Raw genomic sequence first — 15,466 nt, 5'->3', positions numbered from 1 at the left:
CCGATCCAGCCGATCGGCAAATCAGTCAAACACCTCAGCCAGGTTCAATGCCAGCCCCTGCGCATCCTTGGCCGATAGCAGCGGCTGCTCGCCCTGCAGGCGCCAGTCAATGGCCAAGGTGGGATCATTCCAAGCGATGCTGCGCTCATACTGCGGCGCGTAGTAGTCCGTGGTCTTGTACAAAAACTCCGCCATCTCGCTGAGCACCACAAACCCGTGCGCAAAGCCCGGTGGCACCCACAGTTGGCGGTGGTTGTCTTCGCTCAGCTCCTCTGCCACCCATTGGCCGAAGGTGGGCGAGCTTTTGCGAATGTCCACCGCCACATCCAACACGGCCCCGCGCACCACGCGCACCAGCTTGCCTTGGGGTTGCTGGATCTGGTAGTGCAAGCCGCGCAGCACCCCCTTGGCGCTGCGGCTGTGGTTGTCTTGCACAAATTCGTGCTGGGTTCCCGTGGCTTCGTTGAAGGCTTTTTGGTTGAAGCTTTCAAAGAAAAAACCACGGGCGTCTCCGAACACTTTGGGTTCGATCAACACAACGTCGGGAATGGCGAGGCGGGTGGCTTTCATGGGCAATGGCGTTGGATGCAAATAACGGTAGGCAGCGGCGGTTTAGTAAATCTTCTCTTTGAGCACCCGCATCAGGTACTGCCCATACCCGCTCTTGGTGAGCGGCTGGGCCAGGCGTTCTAGCTGGGCGTCGTCGATCCAGCGTTGGCGCCAGGCGATTTCTTCCAGGCAGGCGATTTTGAGGCCCTGGCGGTGTTCCAGGGTGGCGATGAATTGGCCGGCTTCGAGCAGGCTTTCGTGGGTGCCGGTGTCCAGCCAGGCGTAGCCTCGGCCCATGATTTCGACGTTGAGCTGGCCTTGCTCCAGGTACAGGCGGTTCAGGTCGGTGATTTCGTATTCACCCCGGGCGGAGGGCTTGAGGCCCTTGGCCAGGTTGACGACCTGGTTGTCGTAAAAGTACAGGCCCGTGACGGCGTAGTTGGACTTGGGAGCCTTGGGCTTTTCTTCCAGGGACAGGACTCGGCCTTGGGCGTCGAATTCGGCAACGCCGTAGCGCTCGGGGTCGTGCACGTGGTAGGCGAAGACGCTGGCGCCCTCGGTGCGGGCGCTGGCGCTGCCCAGCAGTTCATGGAAGTCGTGGCCGTGGAAGATGTTGTCGCCCAACACCAAAGCCGAGGGGGCGTTGCCGACGAATTGCTCGCCAATCACAAAGGCCTGCGCCAGGCCGTCGGGGCTGGCTTGCACGGCGTATTGCAGGTTCAGGCCCCATTGGCTGCCGTCGCCCAGCAGTTGCTCAAAGCGTGGCGTGTCTTGCGGGGTGCTGATGACCAGGATGTCGCGGATGCTCGCCAGCATGAGGGTGCTCAGCGGGTAGTAGATCATGGGCTTGTCGTACACCGGCAGCAGTTGCTTGCTGATGGCCAGCGTGGCCGGGTGCAGGCGCGTGCCGGAGCCGCCGGCCAGAATGATGCCTTTGCGCTGGGGGGTGGATGGGGTCATTTGGGGCGGGTCCGTAAAAGGGCTTGGAAGTACGTGCAGGCGCACGGGGCGCCGCAGCCGATGTGCTTACAGGATTTCGGTCAGCATGCGCTCAACCCCTGCTTGCCAGTGCGGCAAGGTGAGGCCGAAGGTGGTTTGCAGCTTGGTGGTGTCCAAACGCGAGTTGTGGGGGCGCACGGCGGGCGTGGGGAAGGCGCTGGTGGGCACGGGTGCAATTTCATTCGCTACTATTTTGATAGCTGATTGCGCTTTATTGGCGTGCTCAATCACGAATTTTGCATAGCCATTCCAGGTCACTTCGCCGCCCGCCACCAGGTGGTACAGGCCCGCGTCTTGCGGGCGCTGCTGCAGGTGGCGGATGGCATGGGCCGTCACATCGGCCAGCAACTCGGCACCCGTGGGGGCGCCCCACTGGTCGTCGATGACGGTGAGGCGCTCGCGCTCTTGCGCCAGGCGCAGCATGGTCTTGGCAAAGTTGCCGCCGCGCGCGGCATACACCCAGCTGGTGCGCAGGATGAGGTGCTTGGCGCCCGATTGCTGGATGAGCTGCTCGCCTTCGAGCTTGGTGCGGCCATACACGCTCAGGGGCGCGGGGGTGTCGCTCTCAACCCAGGGACGGGTGCCGCTGCCGTCAAACACATAGTCGGTGCTGTAGTGCACCAGCCAGGCGCCCAGGGCGGCAGCCTCGCGGGCCAGCACGCCGGGGGTGGTGGCGTTGAGCAGGCGGGCCAGTTCGGGCTCGCTCTCGGCCTTGTCCACGGCGGTGTGGGCCGCGGCATTGACGATGACGTCAGGCCGGAGGGCGCGCACGGTGGCGGCGATGCCTTCGGGGTTGGCGAAGTCGCCGCAATGGTCGGTGCTGTCATGGTCCAGGGCCGTGACTTGGCCCAGCACGGCCAGGCTGCGTTGCAACTCCCAGCCGACCTGGCCGCCTTTGCCAAAAAGCAGGATGTTCATGCCACAACCTTTGCCGTAGCGTTGGCTTGGTATTGCTTTTGCACCCATTCGCGGTACGCGCCCGATTGCACCTGCGCCACCCACCCAGGGTTGTCCAGGTACCACTGCACGGTCTTGCGGATGCCGGTGTCAAACGTCTCGGCAGGCTTCCAGCCCAGCTCGCGCTCGATCTTGCGGGCGTCGATGGCGTAGCGGCGGTCGTGGCCGGGGCGGTCGGTGACGTAGGTGATCTGGGTGCGGTAGCTCTGGCCGTCGGCGCGGGGGCGCAGCTCGTCGAGCAGGGCGCACACGGTGTTGACGATGTCGATGTTGGGCTTTTCGTTCCAGCCGCCCACGTTGTAGGTCTCGCCCAGGCGGCCAGCTTCGAGCACGCGGCGGATGGCGCTGCAGTGGTCACGCACATAAAGCCAGTCGCGCACCTGCATGCCGTCGCCGTACACGGGCAGGTTTTTGCCTGCCAGGGCGTTGACGATCATGAGGGGGATGAGTTTTTCCGGGAAGTGCAGCGGGCCGTAGTTGTTGCTGCAGTTGGTGGTGAGCACCGGCAGGCCGTAGGTGTGGTGCCAGGCGCGCACCAGGTGGTCGCTGGCGGCCTTGCTGGCCGAGTACGGGCTGTTGGGCTCGTAGGTGTTGTCTTCGGTGAAGGCCGGGTCGGTGGCCGAGAGGGTGCCGTAGACCTCGTCGGTGGAGACGTGCAGGAAGCGGAACGCTTCTTTTTTGATAGCTGGCAGCGCTTGCCAGTATTGCCTTGCAGCCTCCAAAAGCCTGAAGGTGCCGACGACGTTGGTCTGGATGAAGTCTTCGGGGCCGTGGATGGAGCGGTCCACATGCGATTCGGCCGCGAAGTTGACGATGGCACGGGGCTGGTGCTCGGCCAGCAGGCGCGCGAGCAAGGCGGTGTCGCCAATGTCGCCCTGCACAAAGACGTGGCGGGGGTTGCCCTGCACGCTAGCGAGGTTGTGCAGGTTGCCTGCGTAGGTGAGTTTGTCGAGGTTGACCACGGGCTCGTCGCCGTTGGCAATCCAGTCGAGCACGAAGTTGGCGCCAATGAAGCCGGCGCCGCCAGTTACCAAAATCATAGGAAGGGCAGTGTTGATACGCCTGCAGGCGAAGCTGGGGATTATCCCACCCACCGGCACAGGCATGTAACGGGATTTACCGCCAGCCCGGATGGGTCTAGACAGCCTCACCTAGCCCACAAGCCAGCACGCACCGTACAGTGCTTATTGTGTGTATTCACTATCCCTAACAGGAGGCTCTCGATGGCAAGCAAGAAATCTTTTCCCTTTGGCACGGACGGCAACCCCTTGGGCGGCGTGCCGTTGAGCGATGCGGTCAAGGAATCGGCGCAGCAGATTTGGCTGGCGGGGCTGGGCGCGTTCTCCAAGGCCCAGGCAGAAGGCGGCAAGGTGTTTGAAGCGCTGGTGAAGGAAGGCACCACCCTGCAGCGCAAGACCCAGACCGTGGCCGAGGAAAAAATCACCGAGGCCACGCAACGCATGGCCAGCGCAGCCAACGAGATGGGCTCGCGCGCCGCAGGCCAATGGGACAAGCTGGAGACCATTTTTGAAGACCGCGTGGCCAAGGCCCTGGGGCGGCTGGGCATCCCCACCGCGCGGGACCTGCAAGCCCTGCACGAACGCATTGACGCCCTGACCGCCGAACTGGCCCAGGCCCGCAAGACCAGCGCACCACGCACTGCCAAGGCGCCTGCCAAAACCGCAGGCAGAGCAGCAGGCAAGGCCACCAGCACCACTGCCGGAAAAACCGCAGGCAAAGCCGCCCATCCCACCCCCACCAAAAAGGCCACGCCCCGCGCACGCAAGCCAGCGGCCAAGTAACCGCCTGCACGGCGTAACCCGGCCAGTGGCCAGCACGGGTCGGCTCAGCACCTGGCCGCTGGTGGCAGGGCGTGGTGCCCCCAGCCTGCGGTGCTGCCGTACCGCGGCATGGGAAATCCCTAGGAAATTCACGGGGGTATGCCGCACTGCAGCATTTTTGGCTGGGTTAGAGTAAGTGCCAGGGAGCTTCTAAACGAGTCGCGGCGCCGTGTACCTCGGTAGCCTTTGGCAACGCGATGTGACAGCAGCGCCCCGGAGACACCTACAACACCGCAAAAGGGGGCGACACCCATGGCCAAGAAAGCGCCGCGCCGCACGGCACAACGCATTCTGGAAGTGACGCTGGACCTGTTCAACCGGTTCGGCGAGCCCAATGTCTCCACCACCCTGATCTCTGCCGAGCTGCGCATCAGCCCCGGCAACCTTTACTACCACTACCCCGCCAAAGACGCGCTGATCAACACGCTGTTCGATCAGTACGAAGCCGCGCTGAACGAGCTGCTGCAGGCCAGCGACAGCGTGCACAACGTGGAAGACGCATGGTTCTTTCTGCACACCCTGTTTGAGCTGATCTGGCAGTACCGGTTTTTGTACCGCGACCTGAACGACCTGCTGTCCAAAAACCGTAGACTCGAAACCCACCTGCAAGCCGTACTGCAGCGCAAGGAGCACGCCGTGCAAACCCTGCTGCAAGGCATGTGCGCGGCCCAGGCACTGCACATGGACGCCCCCACCCAGCACACCACCGCCACCAGCATGGTGGTGGTGCTGACCTACTGGCTCAGCTACGAATACGTGCGCGACCCGCGCCATGCACTGGAGCCCGCCAATGCCCAGCAGGCCCTGCTGCGGGGCGCCCAGCATGTGCTGAGCCTGCTGCTGCCCTACCTGGACGCTGCGCAGCGCAGCCACCTGCAAGCGCTGACGGGGGCCTATGCCCCGCCCCAGGCCGAAGGCACAGCGCCCTGACCGCCCAAGGCCGCCAGCACGCCACTCCACCCATCACCAGCCACCCAGCCCACAACAACACCAAGGAGACACACCATGGCCCACTGGACCCCCTTCCCCCACACCAGCGACTACGCCTGGGACGCCATCCGTGTGCAACAACAATGGGCCCGGCTGCACCTGGGCGATGCCGAGCCTTGCCCGCAAGACCCCGCTGCGCTGCAGGCCTGGGTGCTGTTCCATAACGGCGAGTTCGAGCAGGCCGTGGCCGCCGGGCTGGCGGCGGGCGGCGCAGGCATCACGGCGGCCAACAAAGCCACGGCGGTGTACGCCACCTACCTGGAGCCGCGCGAAAAGACCCGGCTCGACCTGTTCATGCAGATGGCAGAACGTGCCCAGGCCCAGGCTGCTGCAGACCCACAGCACGCCAATGCCTGGTACTGGAACGCCTATGCCCTGGGCCGGTATTGCCAGGGCATCAGCGTGGCCAAGGCCCTGGCGCAAGGGCTGGGGCAGCAAATCAAGGAGTCACTGGAAAAAGCCATCGCCTTGTCGCCCCGGCATGTCGAGGCGCGCATCGCCTTGGGCACCTTCCACGCCGAGGTGATCGACAAGGTGGGGGCCTTGATTGGCGGCATGACCTACGGCGCCAAGAAAGAGACGGGCTTGCAGCTGTTTGAAGAGGCGCTGGCGCTGCACCCCGGCTCGGCCATTGGCCTGGTGGACTACGCCAACGCCCTGGTCATGCTCGAAGGCGAGCCCCGCATGGACGAAGCAACGGCGCTGTACGAGCGGGCCGCCGCCTGCGAGCCGCTGGATGCGATGGAAGAACTGCACGTGGCCATGGCCCGCACCGAGTTGCACGAAGAGGGCTGAAAGAGCTGATAGCCATACTGTGCGATTCAGCCCGAACGGTTGGGGGTTGGGTTGTGCTGAGGGGGCGGATAGGCAACTAACCAGTACACCCCTGACCCGCTCACCCTGAGCCTGTTGAAGGGCTGGCGCGGCCTGTGCCCAGGCTTCGACAAGCTCAGCCCGAACGGTGAGGGGATCACACCTAGTGGTGAGGAAGGATAGCGGTGCGGCGCAAGAGACGTGGGGCAAATGGAGATGACCCCGCCTACCCCATCAAATCGCCCCAATCAACCGCCAAAGCGGCGCGCCGCAATCTCCAAGAGGCCGTCAAAAATCAGGTTGTCCACCAATTCAAACGGCCGGGTCATGCTGGGCGCCATCTTCCAGCCGGCGCCGCCGGTCATGATGCATGCAGGCTCTTGCCCACAATGCTGCAGCAGGTGCTGGTACATGCGCTCCACAGCCCCGGCAATGGCATAGGTGCCGCCACTGGTCAGGGCATCGCTGGTGTTGGTAGGAAAGGTCTGCACCTCGCCCGTGGGCACATGCAGCCCGGCGGTGCCGGTCTCCAGCGCGCGCAGCATGATGCCGTGGCCCGGCAGGATGAGCCCGCCCAGAAACTTGCCCTCGGCGTCGATGCACTCCACCGTCACCGCCGTGCCCACCATCACTACCACCAGCGGCCGCGCAAGCCCTTGGGCCAGCACATGGTGGCGTGCGCCCACCATGGCCACCCAGCGGTCCGAGCCCAGACGCGAGGGGTAGTCGTAGCCGTTGGTGAGTCCCGCCTCTTCGGCCGACGACACCACCCACTGCGGCGCCACGTCCCAGCGCACCATTTGCTCCATCTGCTCTTGCACCCGGCGCTTGGCAGCGTCTCCGGCCACCACGCAGCCCAGCATGTGCGCAGGTGCGGGCAACTGGGCCCAGCTGCTTTCGGCCAAGCGGTCGATGTGGTCGAGAAACTCGGCACCATGCGCGATGAGCGCTGCGCCGGGGCAGTGAGCGTCGTACAACGCCCATTTGAGACGGGTGTTGCCGACGTCGATGGCCAGAAATGTCATGGAGCGGATTATCCCGAGTTTTGCCAAGCCCCCCGAAACGCGGGATACACAAAGATACAGGCACTGTCACCTGCCGGACGGACCGGCTTCCGGTCATTCCTGAACGCTCAGCCCCTTTTGATCTGGTCACGCCGCCGACGGCGATGTAGGTCGCTGAGATCCGAAAACGGCGATCTTGTCGGTCAGAATTCGGCCACAAACTGACATCCACTAACGGCCGAGAAAAGCCGAGGGAACAACATGAATTTGGTCAACACCGGGGCCTTTGACCGCCTCCAACAAGCTTTAACAACCGAACTTCTACGAGCTATCAAGTCGGAGCTGGAAAAGGTTGATGCGCCTGAGGATATGGTCCATCACCTCACCAGTAGCATAGGCTTTGCAATTGCCAGCCTCATCGACGATACGGCAGGATTCGTTGCTGACGGGGAAAGTGTTTCACCAATGCTGACATTCCGCACCAGTGAAAAGACTTTAGAGTTTTGCGGCGGCAATTCCTACCTGCATGAGTACGTGGATCGAACGCTGCCGAAGCTGTTCGGATCCGAGAGTTGATACCTGATGACTGGACTTCTTTCGGCCAAGAGGAGCCGGTCGCGGCATATGAAAGCGGACGTTCAATATTGATATTCAGCGGATCAATCAGCGTAGCTGGCGCGGGTCCGCCGCAATAATGGGTCGGACCTCAAGAGCGCCCCCGCAACTCCGCAGGCTCTACCCAGAGTGATTGATATTTCTCTGGGGAAGTGCGAAGACCTTTGGTAGCTATGCGCGTTACTTCCAAAGACCCGACCAGGCAAGAGCCCTCCAATACTTGCAATGTCCGGCCTTCCCAGAGGCAATGTGGATAAACCTCGGGCGAAATCAGATGCACTTCGACCATCGCTGTCTCCCCAGGGCAAACGAGGCCGTGCGCTGGATACATGTGCATCCCGCTAGTCTGATAGTTTTCGTAAAGGGCGTGCTGAGGTCGATAGCCCGAGGTCACTGGCCGGTGCGACGCGAAGAGAGTAAACAAACCTTCAAAGTCGAATGGTCGATTCATGTGAATGATGCTGCCGATCAATTCGTCTTGAGTCAATGACCGCTTTGGGGAACAAGGCCAATCGGCTGCTCAGGGCCCATTGCGGTCTTTGCTTATGCTTGAAACCGATCATCTCTAAGGAAGGACTTTCCTCGCTACCTTAAGACTGCCCCACAGCGAAAATGGGATGGCGACAAAAAGCACGGGCAGAACCGAAAACATGAGGACCATACCTAACCCCATGTCGTTCGAGAGATCCTCTTGAACCGGAATGCCGTATTTGTTCCTATACCAAGCGACAGCGAGTGCGGAGGCGCCCCAGGCGACGCCAATCTCGAGCAAGACAAAGGAAGCGATGCAAAGAAGAATCCGAAAAACACTTCGCGGCCGGTTTGGCATTTTGCTCCCTGCTGATGATGTGGAATGTCACTTTTCGTCCGCTTCTGGCCGACTGCGCTGCGGGTTACCCCATCCGTTCTCCAGCTTCGGCACGTGGGTAGATGATGGTGAAGTCTGCTGGTCGCTCCGACTGATCGAGCGGTGAAGCCCCCACCTTGGCAGAATCGGCAAGCCGGTTGTCGTAGATCATTTCGTTCTCCAAGACTTCGATCACGAAGGGGAGCGCTGCGTCCAAGTTTGCAGTGGAGAGGTAGATGAGCATTGCATTTGTGATTTCCTCATAGTCGCAGCCGCTGTATGCCAGCAGGCCGTTCGAAACTTCAGCCAAGCGATCAGGCACGATGTACCGAAGATCAGTGTCTGGGTTCACCATGTGCCGGGGATCAAGACGGATCAGGACTGACGGCATATTCCTAGCTCAATTTTTGGATGACCAGTTTGCGGAAACCCCTACCAGCAAACGAACGACTCGTTCTGGCCGTTTGCTGCCGGTGACCGAGGATATCCGCTGCTGCTGTTCATGTCGCTGGCTTGATGAGTCTCCGTTACCAGAATATCCAGACCTCCGGGGCATGCCAAAGCACTCTGCATGCACTTCCACGCAATTGTCAAAAATTTTCATGCGCGCTTGGCCTACACCCTTTTGTCGCACATTCGCTCTACAGTGGGTCTCCCAACATTGGCACCACTAGGAGGTATCTCATGGGTCTTTTCAGTTTCATCAAAGAGGCGGGCGAAAAGCTGTTTGGCGGCAAAGAGGTGGAGGCCGCGGCGGCCCAGGCGGGCAGCAACCCCGCTCCCTTGCAAGACCTGAACGACAAGGCCGCGCGGGCCATCGAGGCCTATATCGCCTCGCAAAACCTGGGCGTGCAAGGCGTACAGGTGGCGTTTGACGGCACCAGCGGCAAGGTGGTGGTGCAAGGCCAGGCCCCTACGCAGGAGGCCAAGGAGAAAGTCACCCTGTGCTGCGGCAACGTGGCCAGCGTGAAAGACGTGGACAACCTGATGGCCGTGTCGGCCCCCGCGCCCGAAGCCCAGTACCACGACGTGGTGCGCGGCGACACCCTGTCGGCCATTGCCAAGAAGTTCTACGGCGATGCCAACAAGTACCCCGTGATTTTCGAGGCGAACAAGCCCATGCTCAGCCACCCCGACAAGATCTACCCCGGCCAGAAGCTGCGCATTCCACCACTGGCCCAGTGAGCTGCAGTCTTTAAGCAAAAAGAGCTGCCAGCGCTTGATAGATAAGCGCTGGCAGCTCTTTTTTTAGGAGCACCCATTTCATCCCTGGCCCGCGCCTGGATGAAAAGCCCCCGCAGAGGCGGTCTCAGGGTGAGCGCTCAGCCCTGCCGCCAGGGCAGGCCGTGAAAGCGCCAGCCGCCCTTGCGCCCGCGCTGGCCGTTGTCGTCCGGGTCGCCTTCAAAGCCTTCGAGGATGTTGTAGGCCGTGAGCCCCAGCTCGGTCGCTCGCTTGGCGGCGGCGATGGAGCGCACGCCGCTGCGGCACAGCAGCACCACGCTATGGCCTTGGGGCACAGCGGCGCGCAGCTGAGCATCAAAGTCAGGGTTCATGGCCATGCCGGGCCATTGCTTCCACGGCACAGCGGCGGCGTTGGGCACGCGGCCCACCCATTCCAGCTCGGCGCTGCTGCGCACGTCCACCAGCACGGCGGTGCCGTCTTGCACCCACTGCCAGGCTTGCTGGGGGGTGATGTCACCGGCGTAGCCTGCGGCCAGGGCGATGGCTTGGGGGGAGGTCATGGTCGGTTTCCTTTTGACGCTGGGAGGTTGGACAGATAGGCGCGGTCGGTGCTGGGCATTCAGTGTTCAGCGTCGGGAGCTAGTCCAGCAGCGGCGCAGGCTCTTCGCGCAAGTGGTTGCGCAATTCGGCGTAGTCGGGCACCACGGTGGCCACGGTGTTCCAAAAGCGGGGGCTGTGGTCCATCACCTGCAGGTGGGCCAGTTCGTGGGCCACCACGTAGTCGATGACGGCCGTGCGGTAGTGCACCAGCCGCCAGTTCAGGCGGATGGAGCCATCGGCCTTGGCGCTGCCCCAGCGCGTTTCGGCGCTGGACAGGCGCAGGCTCGTCCACTGCACGCCCAGCAGCGGGGCAAAGTGGTCCAGCCGCTCGATGAAGTAGCGGCGCGCATCGCGCATCAGCCAGGCCAGCACGGCGTCGCGGATTTGCGCGGCGCTGGCGTCGGCGGGCAGGCCGATGAACAGTTGCGCAGGGGTGCCTGCGGCCGGGGCATCGGCAGGCTGGTCAGCATTCGCTGGGACTGGCACTGCGGCCACCAGCGCCCCGCCCCGCCCGCTGCGGCTTTGGGTCGGGTCCAGCACCACTTGCAGGGGGTGGCCCATGTAGGGCAGCACCACGCCATTGGCCCAACAAATGCGCCCACCCTCCAGCCGCTGCTGGCGCTCGCGCGCCTGCACCAGCTTGGTCATCACCCAGGCGCTGCGCTCACGCAGCACGCCATCCACGGCCGACAAGGCCACCCAGGTCGGGGCGCGCACGGCCAAGCCATCGGCTCCCACGGTGAAGCCAATGGTGCTGCGCCGCGAGCGGTGCAGCGAGTAAGCCACCAGCGCATCGCCCAGCAGCACCTCGCGGTTGGCCTGGGGGTGGCGGAATTCAGTGGGGGGCAGCAAGGATGCGATGGGCGCAGGCGGAGCGCTGCGCAAAGGCTGCATTGCTATGACTTCAGGAGCTGTCAGCGCTTTATTAATGGGCGCCAGCGGCCTTTTTTGCTTCAAACCCTGCGGCACCGGGGCCGCCCGCTGGCGCCCAGGCGGCGCGGGTGGGGTGCGGCCCCTCGGTGCCTTGGCCTGGTTGGGCGAGGGCACAGGCGCAGCCCCCGGGGCGGGCGCCACGCTGCGCTGCACGCCCTGCGGGTCAAACAGGTCCAGCGCCAGTTGCACCAATCGCTCCATCACAGGCCGTCGCTGAGGTCGGTGGGCGCTGGCGGCTGCGCCGCTGCGTCTGGGGTGGATGCCAGCTCGGGGGCATCGCGGTAGGCGTCTGGGTCCAGGCGGCGCATTTCGGCTTCGATCCAGGCCTCCACCTCGCGCATCAGCTCATCGGCCTGGCGGCCCGCCGTGGGGATGGGCTGGCCAATGGACACATCCACCACGCCCGGGCGCTTGATGAAGGCCTTGCGCGGCCACACCTTGGCCGAGGTCACGGCGACCGGGATCACTGGCGCGCCCGCGTCGATGGCCAGGCGCGTGCCGCCGTTTTTGTACTGACCCTTCTCGCCCCGCTCCACCCGCGTGCCTTCAGGGAACATGATGACCCAGGTGCCTTTGGCCAGCAGCGCCTTGCCCTGCTGCACCACTTTGTGGAAAGCCCGGGCGCGGGCGCTGCGGTCGATGTGGATCATGTCCAGCCGCCCAATGGACCAGCCGAAGAACGGCACGTACAGCAGCTCTTTCTTGAACACGTAGGCCAGCGGGCGCGGCATGATCGCGGGCATCAAAAACGTCTCGTAGGTGGACTGGTGCTTGACCAGCAGCACCGCACCGCCCTGCGCATCCTTGGGCAAATGCTCAGCGCCGGTGATACGGTAGTGAATGCCCAGCAGCGGGCGGGCGCTGTTCACGCTCAGCGCCAGCCAGGCGCGCGCAATGCGGTAAACCGGCGCACCGCGCAGGCCCACCAGCGACGCCAGCAAAATGGCGAGCGTGTAGGGCACCACGGTGATGGCCATCCACAGCATGTGGATGATGGATCGGATCAACGCCATAGTTATGAGTCTTTCAGGCCGCTAGCGCTTGATACATAAGCGCTAGCAGCTATTGTTTTTATAGTATCAAGCCGCCACGCCAGGCACTGCAGGGGGCGCCGAGGGTGGCGCAGGTGGGGGCGATGCCTGGGCCGTGGCGGGCAGCAATTGCTCCACCCACTGCGCCAGGCTGGCATGCACCTGCGTGCCTTGCGGCCACACGGCGGGCAAGGGCTGCCCTGGCACCAGCGCGGCGGAGTGCCCGGTGCACACCACATGCAGCTGCGCGCCCAGGGCGGCCCCGGCCTGCAGGTGCGCCAGGCAATTGCCCACCACCAGCACATCGTGCGGCTCCACGCCATAGCGGTCGCAAATCTGCTCCAGCAGGCCCGGTGCGGGCTTGCGGCAAGTGCACTCTTCGTCGGCCGCATGGGGGCAGTAGAAGACCGCGTCAATGCGCCCGCCCACAGCGGCCACCTGGCGGTGCAGCTTGGCGTGGATGGCATTGAGCGCCACCACGTCCAGCAACCCCCGCCCCAGCCCAGGCTGGTTGGTGGCCACCACCACATGCCAGCCCGCATGGTTGAGGCGGGCAATGGCCTCCAGCGCGCCAGGCACGGGCACCCAGTCGTCTGCCGAGGTGATGTAGTCATCGCCCAAGGCATTGAGCAGGCCGTCACGGTCCAGGATGGCGAGTTTCATGAGAGGGGTCTACCTTGTGAGAACCGCCAGCCTAGCAGAAGGCGTGGGTGACAGAGGCGCGGCGTTGTACCTCGCTCGCGATCCACAAAACGCGCGCTGCCGAGGCCAGCGGTCGCCGCGCAAGGGCCGCCCCGCCGCGCTGGCGGCGTCCCCCTTCCCACATCGCGCAGCGATGTGAGAGAAGGGGGAAGGCGCGTAGCGCCTCAGGGGGATGCATCAGGACACCAGACGCGACAAGTCGGCCACGCGGTTCATCGCCTCGTGCAGGCTTTTGAGCAGGCCCTGGCGGTTCAGGCGCAGGTCCAGCTGCTCGGCGTTCACCATCACGTCGTCAAAGAACGCATCTACCGGCGCGCGCAGCACGGCCAGGGTTTGCAGGCTGGCGGTGTAGTCGCCCGCGTCAAACTGCGCATTGGCCTCGGGCACAAAGCGCTGCAGGGCAGCAAACAGGTCTTTCTCGGCCTGCTCTTGCAGCAAGGCGGGGTTCACATGCGCATCCACCGGGCCTTCGACCTCGGCCTTTTTCAGGATGTTGCCCACGCGCTTGTTGGCGGCTGCGAGCGCAGGGGCTTCGGGCAAGGCCGCAAAGGCGCGCACGGCGGCGAGTTGCTTTTCGACCAAGGCCAGGCGCTGCGGGCGCAGGGCCATGACGGCGTCGACTTCCTGCGCCCGGTAGCCCTGCTCGCGCAGGCTGCCTGCGAGGCGGTCGTAGATGAAGTCCTCAATTTGACCGACCACTTGCTCTTGAAATGGTGCTCGTGCCTGGAAAACACCCAAACCATCGCCAATCGATGCATTAAATGCGGTCAGCTGTATTTCCGAGTCATTGTGAACTTGCACAACGCTCCCCAGCAGGGCGCTCAAGTCCAGTGGCAGGTCCTTCTCGACCAGCATGCGAATCACACCCAGTGCGTGGCGGCGCAGCGCAAACGGGTCACGGTCGCCAGTGGGCAGGTTGCCAATGCCGAACATGCCGACCAGGGTTTCGAGTTTGTCGGCCAGGGCCACCACCACGCCCGCCGTGTTGCGGGGCAGTGCATCGCCCGCAAAGCGGGGTTTGTAGTGGTCTTCAATGGCGTGGGCCACGGTCTCGCCCAGGCCGTCGTTGAGCGCGTAGTAGCCGCCCATGATGCCCTGCAGCTCAGGGAATTCGCCCACCATGTCGGTCACGAGGTCGGTCTTGGCCAGTTGGGCGGCCAAATCGGCGTCTTGCACCAGTTGCGCATCGCCCAGCTGGGATGCAATCGCCTTGGCCAACTCTTTGGAGATGGCGCGCACGCGCTCCACGCGTTCACCCTGCGTGCCCAGCTTGTTGTGATAGACCACCTTGCTCAGGCCGTCAACGCGCGAGGCCAGCGTCTTCTTGCGGTCTTGGTCAAAGAAGAACTTGGCATCGGCCAGGCGCGGGCGCACCACGCGCTCGTTGCCGCCAGTCACAAAGCTGGTGTCTTCGGGGCTGATGTTGCTGACCACCAGGAACTTGTTGGTCAGCTTGCCTGCGGCGTCCAGCAGCGGGAAGTACTTCTGGTTGGCCTTCATCGTGAGGATGAGGCACTCTTGCGGCACGCCCAGGAACTGCTCTTCAAACTGGCAGATGACGACATTGGGGCGCTCAACCAGCGCGGTCACTTCGTCCAGCAGGGCTTCGTCTTCAATGGGGCGGGCACCGTTGCCCACTTTGGCAGCGGCCGCAGCGAGCTGGCGGGCGATCTCGGCCTTGCGCTCGGCAAACGATGCGATCACGGCACCGTCTTTTTTCAGCGTGGCGGCGTAGCTGTCGGCGTCTGCCAGCACCACGGGCGACACGGCCGCTTCAAAGCGGTGGCCTTGGGTGCTGTTGCCTGCTGTCAGGCCCAGCGCCTTCACGGGCACCACCGTGCTGCCGTGCAGCGCCACCAGGCCATGTGCAGGGCGCACAAAGTTCACACTGCTCCAGCCGGGCAGCTCGCAGTCGGTTTCGAGCTGGTAGCTCATCACCTTGGGGATGGGCAGCTTGGCGATGGCTTCATCGATGGCCTTTTGCAAGCCAGCAGTCAGCGTTGCACCGGGCACCACGCTGTCATAGAACAGGGCCTCGGCCTTGCCATCCTGTGCGCGCTTCAAGGCCGCCACGGCGGCTGCGGGGTTGGACACATCGGCACCCAGAGCCTGCAACTTTTTGAGCAGCGCAGGCGTGGCGTTGCCGTCCGCTTGAAGGCCCACGGTCACGGGCATCAGCTTTTGCTGCACGGCCTTGTCAGCGGCCTTGTCAGCCACGGCGGTCACATGCGCGGCCAGGCGGCGGGGTGAGGCGAATGGCGTGACGGCAGATGCCGCTGTGGCCAAACCTTGCGCTTTGAGCTGGTCTGCCAGCACGCTGGCGAAGGCATCGCCCAGCTTCTGCAGCGCCTTCGGGGGCAGCTCTTCCACAAACAGTTCGACGAGGAGATTTTGGGTGGTCAT

General features: G+C 63.7%; 16 protein-coding genes. 5 read left to right on the top strand and 11 right to left on the bottom strand.

Going from position 1 to position 15,466, the window contains the following annotated elements:
- Window positions 1–21: 21 nt before the first annotated feature.
- From rfbC to rfbB, 4 genes are all read right to left on the bottom strand, one after another.
- Window positions 22–570: a dTDP-4-dehydrorhamnose 3,5-epimerase gene (rfbC, locus tag CLU88_RS18280; protein ID WP_099657816.1), complete on the bottom strand. Its 549-nt coding sequence runs from the start codon at window positions 568–570 to the stop codon at window positions 22–24.
- A 42-nt stretch (window positions 571–612) separates the two neighbouring features.
- On the bottom strand, window positions 613–1,509 hold the full coding sequence (gene rfbA, locus CLU88_RS18275; RefSeq protein WP_099657815.1) for a glucose-1-phosphate thymidylyltransferase RfbA: 897 nt from the start codon (window positions 1,507–1,509) through the stop codon (window positions 613–615).
- Window positions 1,510–1,575: 66 nt separating this feature from the next.
- Complete coding sequence (rfbD, locus tag CLU88_RS18270) at window positions 1,576–2,466, bottom strand: dTDP-4-dehydrorhamnose reductase (RefSeq protein WP_099657814.1); 891 nt, start codon at window positions 2,464–2,466, stop codon at window positions 1,576–1,578.
- Entirely contained in the window at window positions 2,463–3,545 is a 1,083-nt protein-coding gene (gene rfbB, locus CLU88_RS18265; protein WP_099657813.1) for a dTDP-glucose 4,6-dehydratase, read from the bottom strand. Before rfbB ends, rfbD begins: the two co-directional genes overlap by 4 nt.
- A gap of 183 nt (window positions 3,546–3,728) precedes the next feature.
- On the opposite strand from rfbB, the gene CLU88_RS18260 reads away from it, so the two are divergent.
- From CLU88_RS18260 to CLU88_RS18250, 3 genes are all read left to right on the top strand, one after another.
- On the top strand, window positions 3,729–4,307 hold the full coding sequence (locus CLU88_RS18260; RefSeq protein WP_099657812.1) for a phasin family protein: 579 nt from the start codon (window positions 3,729–3,731) through the stop codon (window positions 4,305–4,307).
- A 291-nt stretch (window positions 4,308–4,598) separates the two neighbouring features.
- A complete protein-coding gene (locus CLU88_RS18255) occupies window positions 4,599–5,276 on the top strand; it encodes a TetR/AcrR family transcriptional regulator (RefSeq protein WP_099657811.1) in 678 nt (225 codons plus the stop codon).
- A 75-nt stretch (window positions 5,277–5,351) separates the two neighbouring features.
- Complete coding sequence (locus tag CLU88_RS18250; protein ID WP_099657810.1) at window positions 5,352–6,131, top strand: hypothetical protein; 780 nt, start codon at window positions 5,352–5,354, stop codon at window positions 6,129–6,131.
- Between the two features lie 266 nt (window positions 6,132–6,397).
- Here CLU88_RS18250 and CLU88_RS18245 read toward each other — a convergent pair whose 3' ends face one another.
- The gene (locus CLU88_RS18245; RefSeq protein WP_099657809.1) at window positions 6,398–7,174 is read right to left on the bottom strand and encodes a type III pantothenate kinase; all 777 of its coding nucleotides are present in this window, start codon (window positions 7,172–7,174) and stop codon (window positions 6,398–6,400) included.
- A gap of 240 nt (window positions 7,175–7,414) precedes the next feature.
- On the opposite strand from CLU88_RS18245, the gene CLU88_RS18240 reads away from it, so the two are divergent.
- The gene (locus CLU88_RS18240; protein ID WP_099657808.1) at window positions 7,415–7,729 is read left to right on the top strand and encodes a hypothetical protein; all 315 of its coding nucleotides are present in this window, start codon (window positions 7,415–7,417) and stop codon (window positions 7,727–7,729) included.
- Window positions 7,730–8,661: 932 nt separating this feature from the next.
- On the opposite strand, the gene CLU88_RS18230 is transcribed toward CLU88_RS18240, so the two are convergent.
- Window positions 8,662–9,006 carry a hypothetical protein gene (locus tag CLU88_RS18230; RefSeq protein ID WP_143226047.1) on the bottom strand — a complete coding sequence of 115 codons (345 nt, stop codon included), beginning with the start codon at window positions 9,004–9,006 and terminating at the stop codon, window positions 8,662–8,664.
- A 293-nt stretch (window positions 9,007–9,299) separates the two neighbouring features.
- Here CLU88_RS18230 and lysM point away from each other — a divergent pair, with 293 nt between their 5' ends.
- Entirely contained in the window at window positions 9,300–9,800 is a 501-nt protein-coding gene (lysM, locus tag CLU88_RS18225; protein ID WP_099657805.1) for a peptidoglycan-binding protein LysM, read from the top strand.
- Window positions 9,801–9,937: 137 nt separating this feature from the next.
- On the opposite strand, the gene CLU88_RS18220 is transcribed toward lysM, so the two are convergent.
- The 5 genes from CLU88_RS18220 to glyS all read right to left on the bottom strand — a co-directional run bounded on the left by CLU88_RS18220 (window position 9,938) and on the right by glyS (window position 15,466).
- On the bottom strand, window positions 9,938–10,357 hold the full coding sequence (locus tag CLU88_RS18220) for a rhodanese-like domain-containing protein (RefSeq protein WP_099657804.1): 420 nt from the start codon (window positions 10,355–10,357) through the stop codon (window positions 9,938–9,940).
- Between the two features lie 79 nt (window positions 10,358–10,436).
- A complete protein-coding gene (locus tag CLU88_RS18215) occupies window positions 10,437–11,531 on the bottom strand; it encodes a M48 family metallopeptidase (RefSeq protein ID WP_099657803.1) in 1,095 nt (364 codons plus the stop codon).
- Window positions 11,531–12,343 (bottom strand): 1-acyl-sn-glycerol-3-phosphate acyltransferase, encoded by an 813-nt coding sequence (locus CLU88_RS18210; RefSeq protein WP_099657802.1) that lies wholly within the window; start codon window positions 12,341–12,343, stop codon window positions 11,531–11,533. Before CLU88_RS18210 ends, CLU88_RS18215 begins: the two co-directional genes overlap by 1 nt.
- A gap of 66 nt (window positions 12,344–12,409) precedes the next feature.
- Window positions 12,410–13,024, bottom strand: a complete 615-nt coding sequence (gmhB, locus tag CLU88_RS18205; protein ID WP_099657801.1) for a D-glycero-beta-D-manno-heptose 1,7-bisphosphate 7-phosphatase — start codon at window positions 13,022–13,024, stop codon at window positions 12,410–12,412.
- 216 nt (window positions 13,025–13,240) lie between these two features.
- The gene (glyS, locus tag CLU88_RS18195; protein ID WP_099657800.1) at window positions 13,241–15,466 is read right to left on the bottom strand and encodes a glycine--tRNA ligase subunit beta; all 2,226 of its coding nucleotides are present in this window, start codon (window positions 15,464–15,466) and stop codon (window positions 13,241–13,243) included.

It is taken from the genome of Acidovorax sp. 56, from assembly GCF_002749705.1.
Lineage (GTDB): Bacteria > Pseudomonadota > Gammaproteobacteria > Burkholderiales > Burkholderiaceae_C > Acidovorax.
The sequence above is the reverse complement of the archived record's forward strand: the minus strand, read 5'-3'. Positions and strand labels throughout refer to the sequence as shown.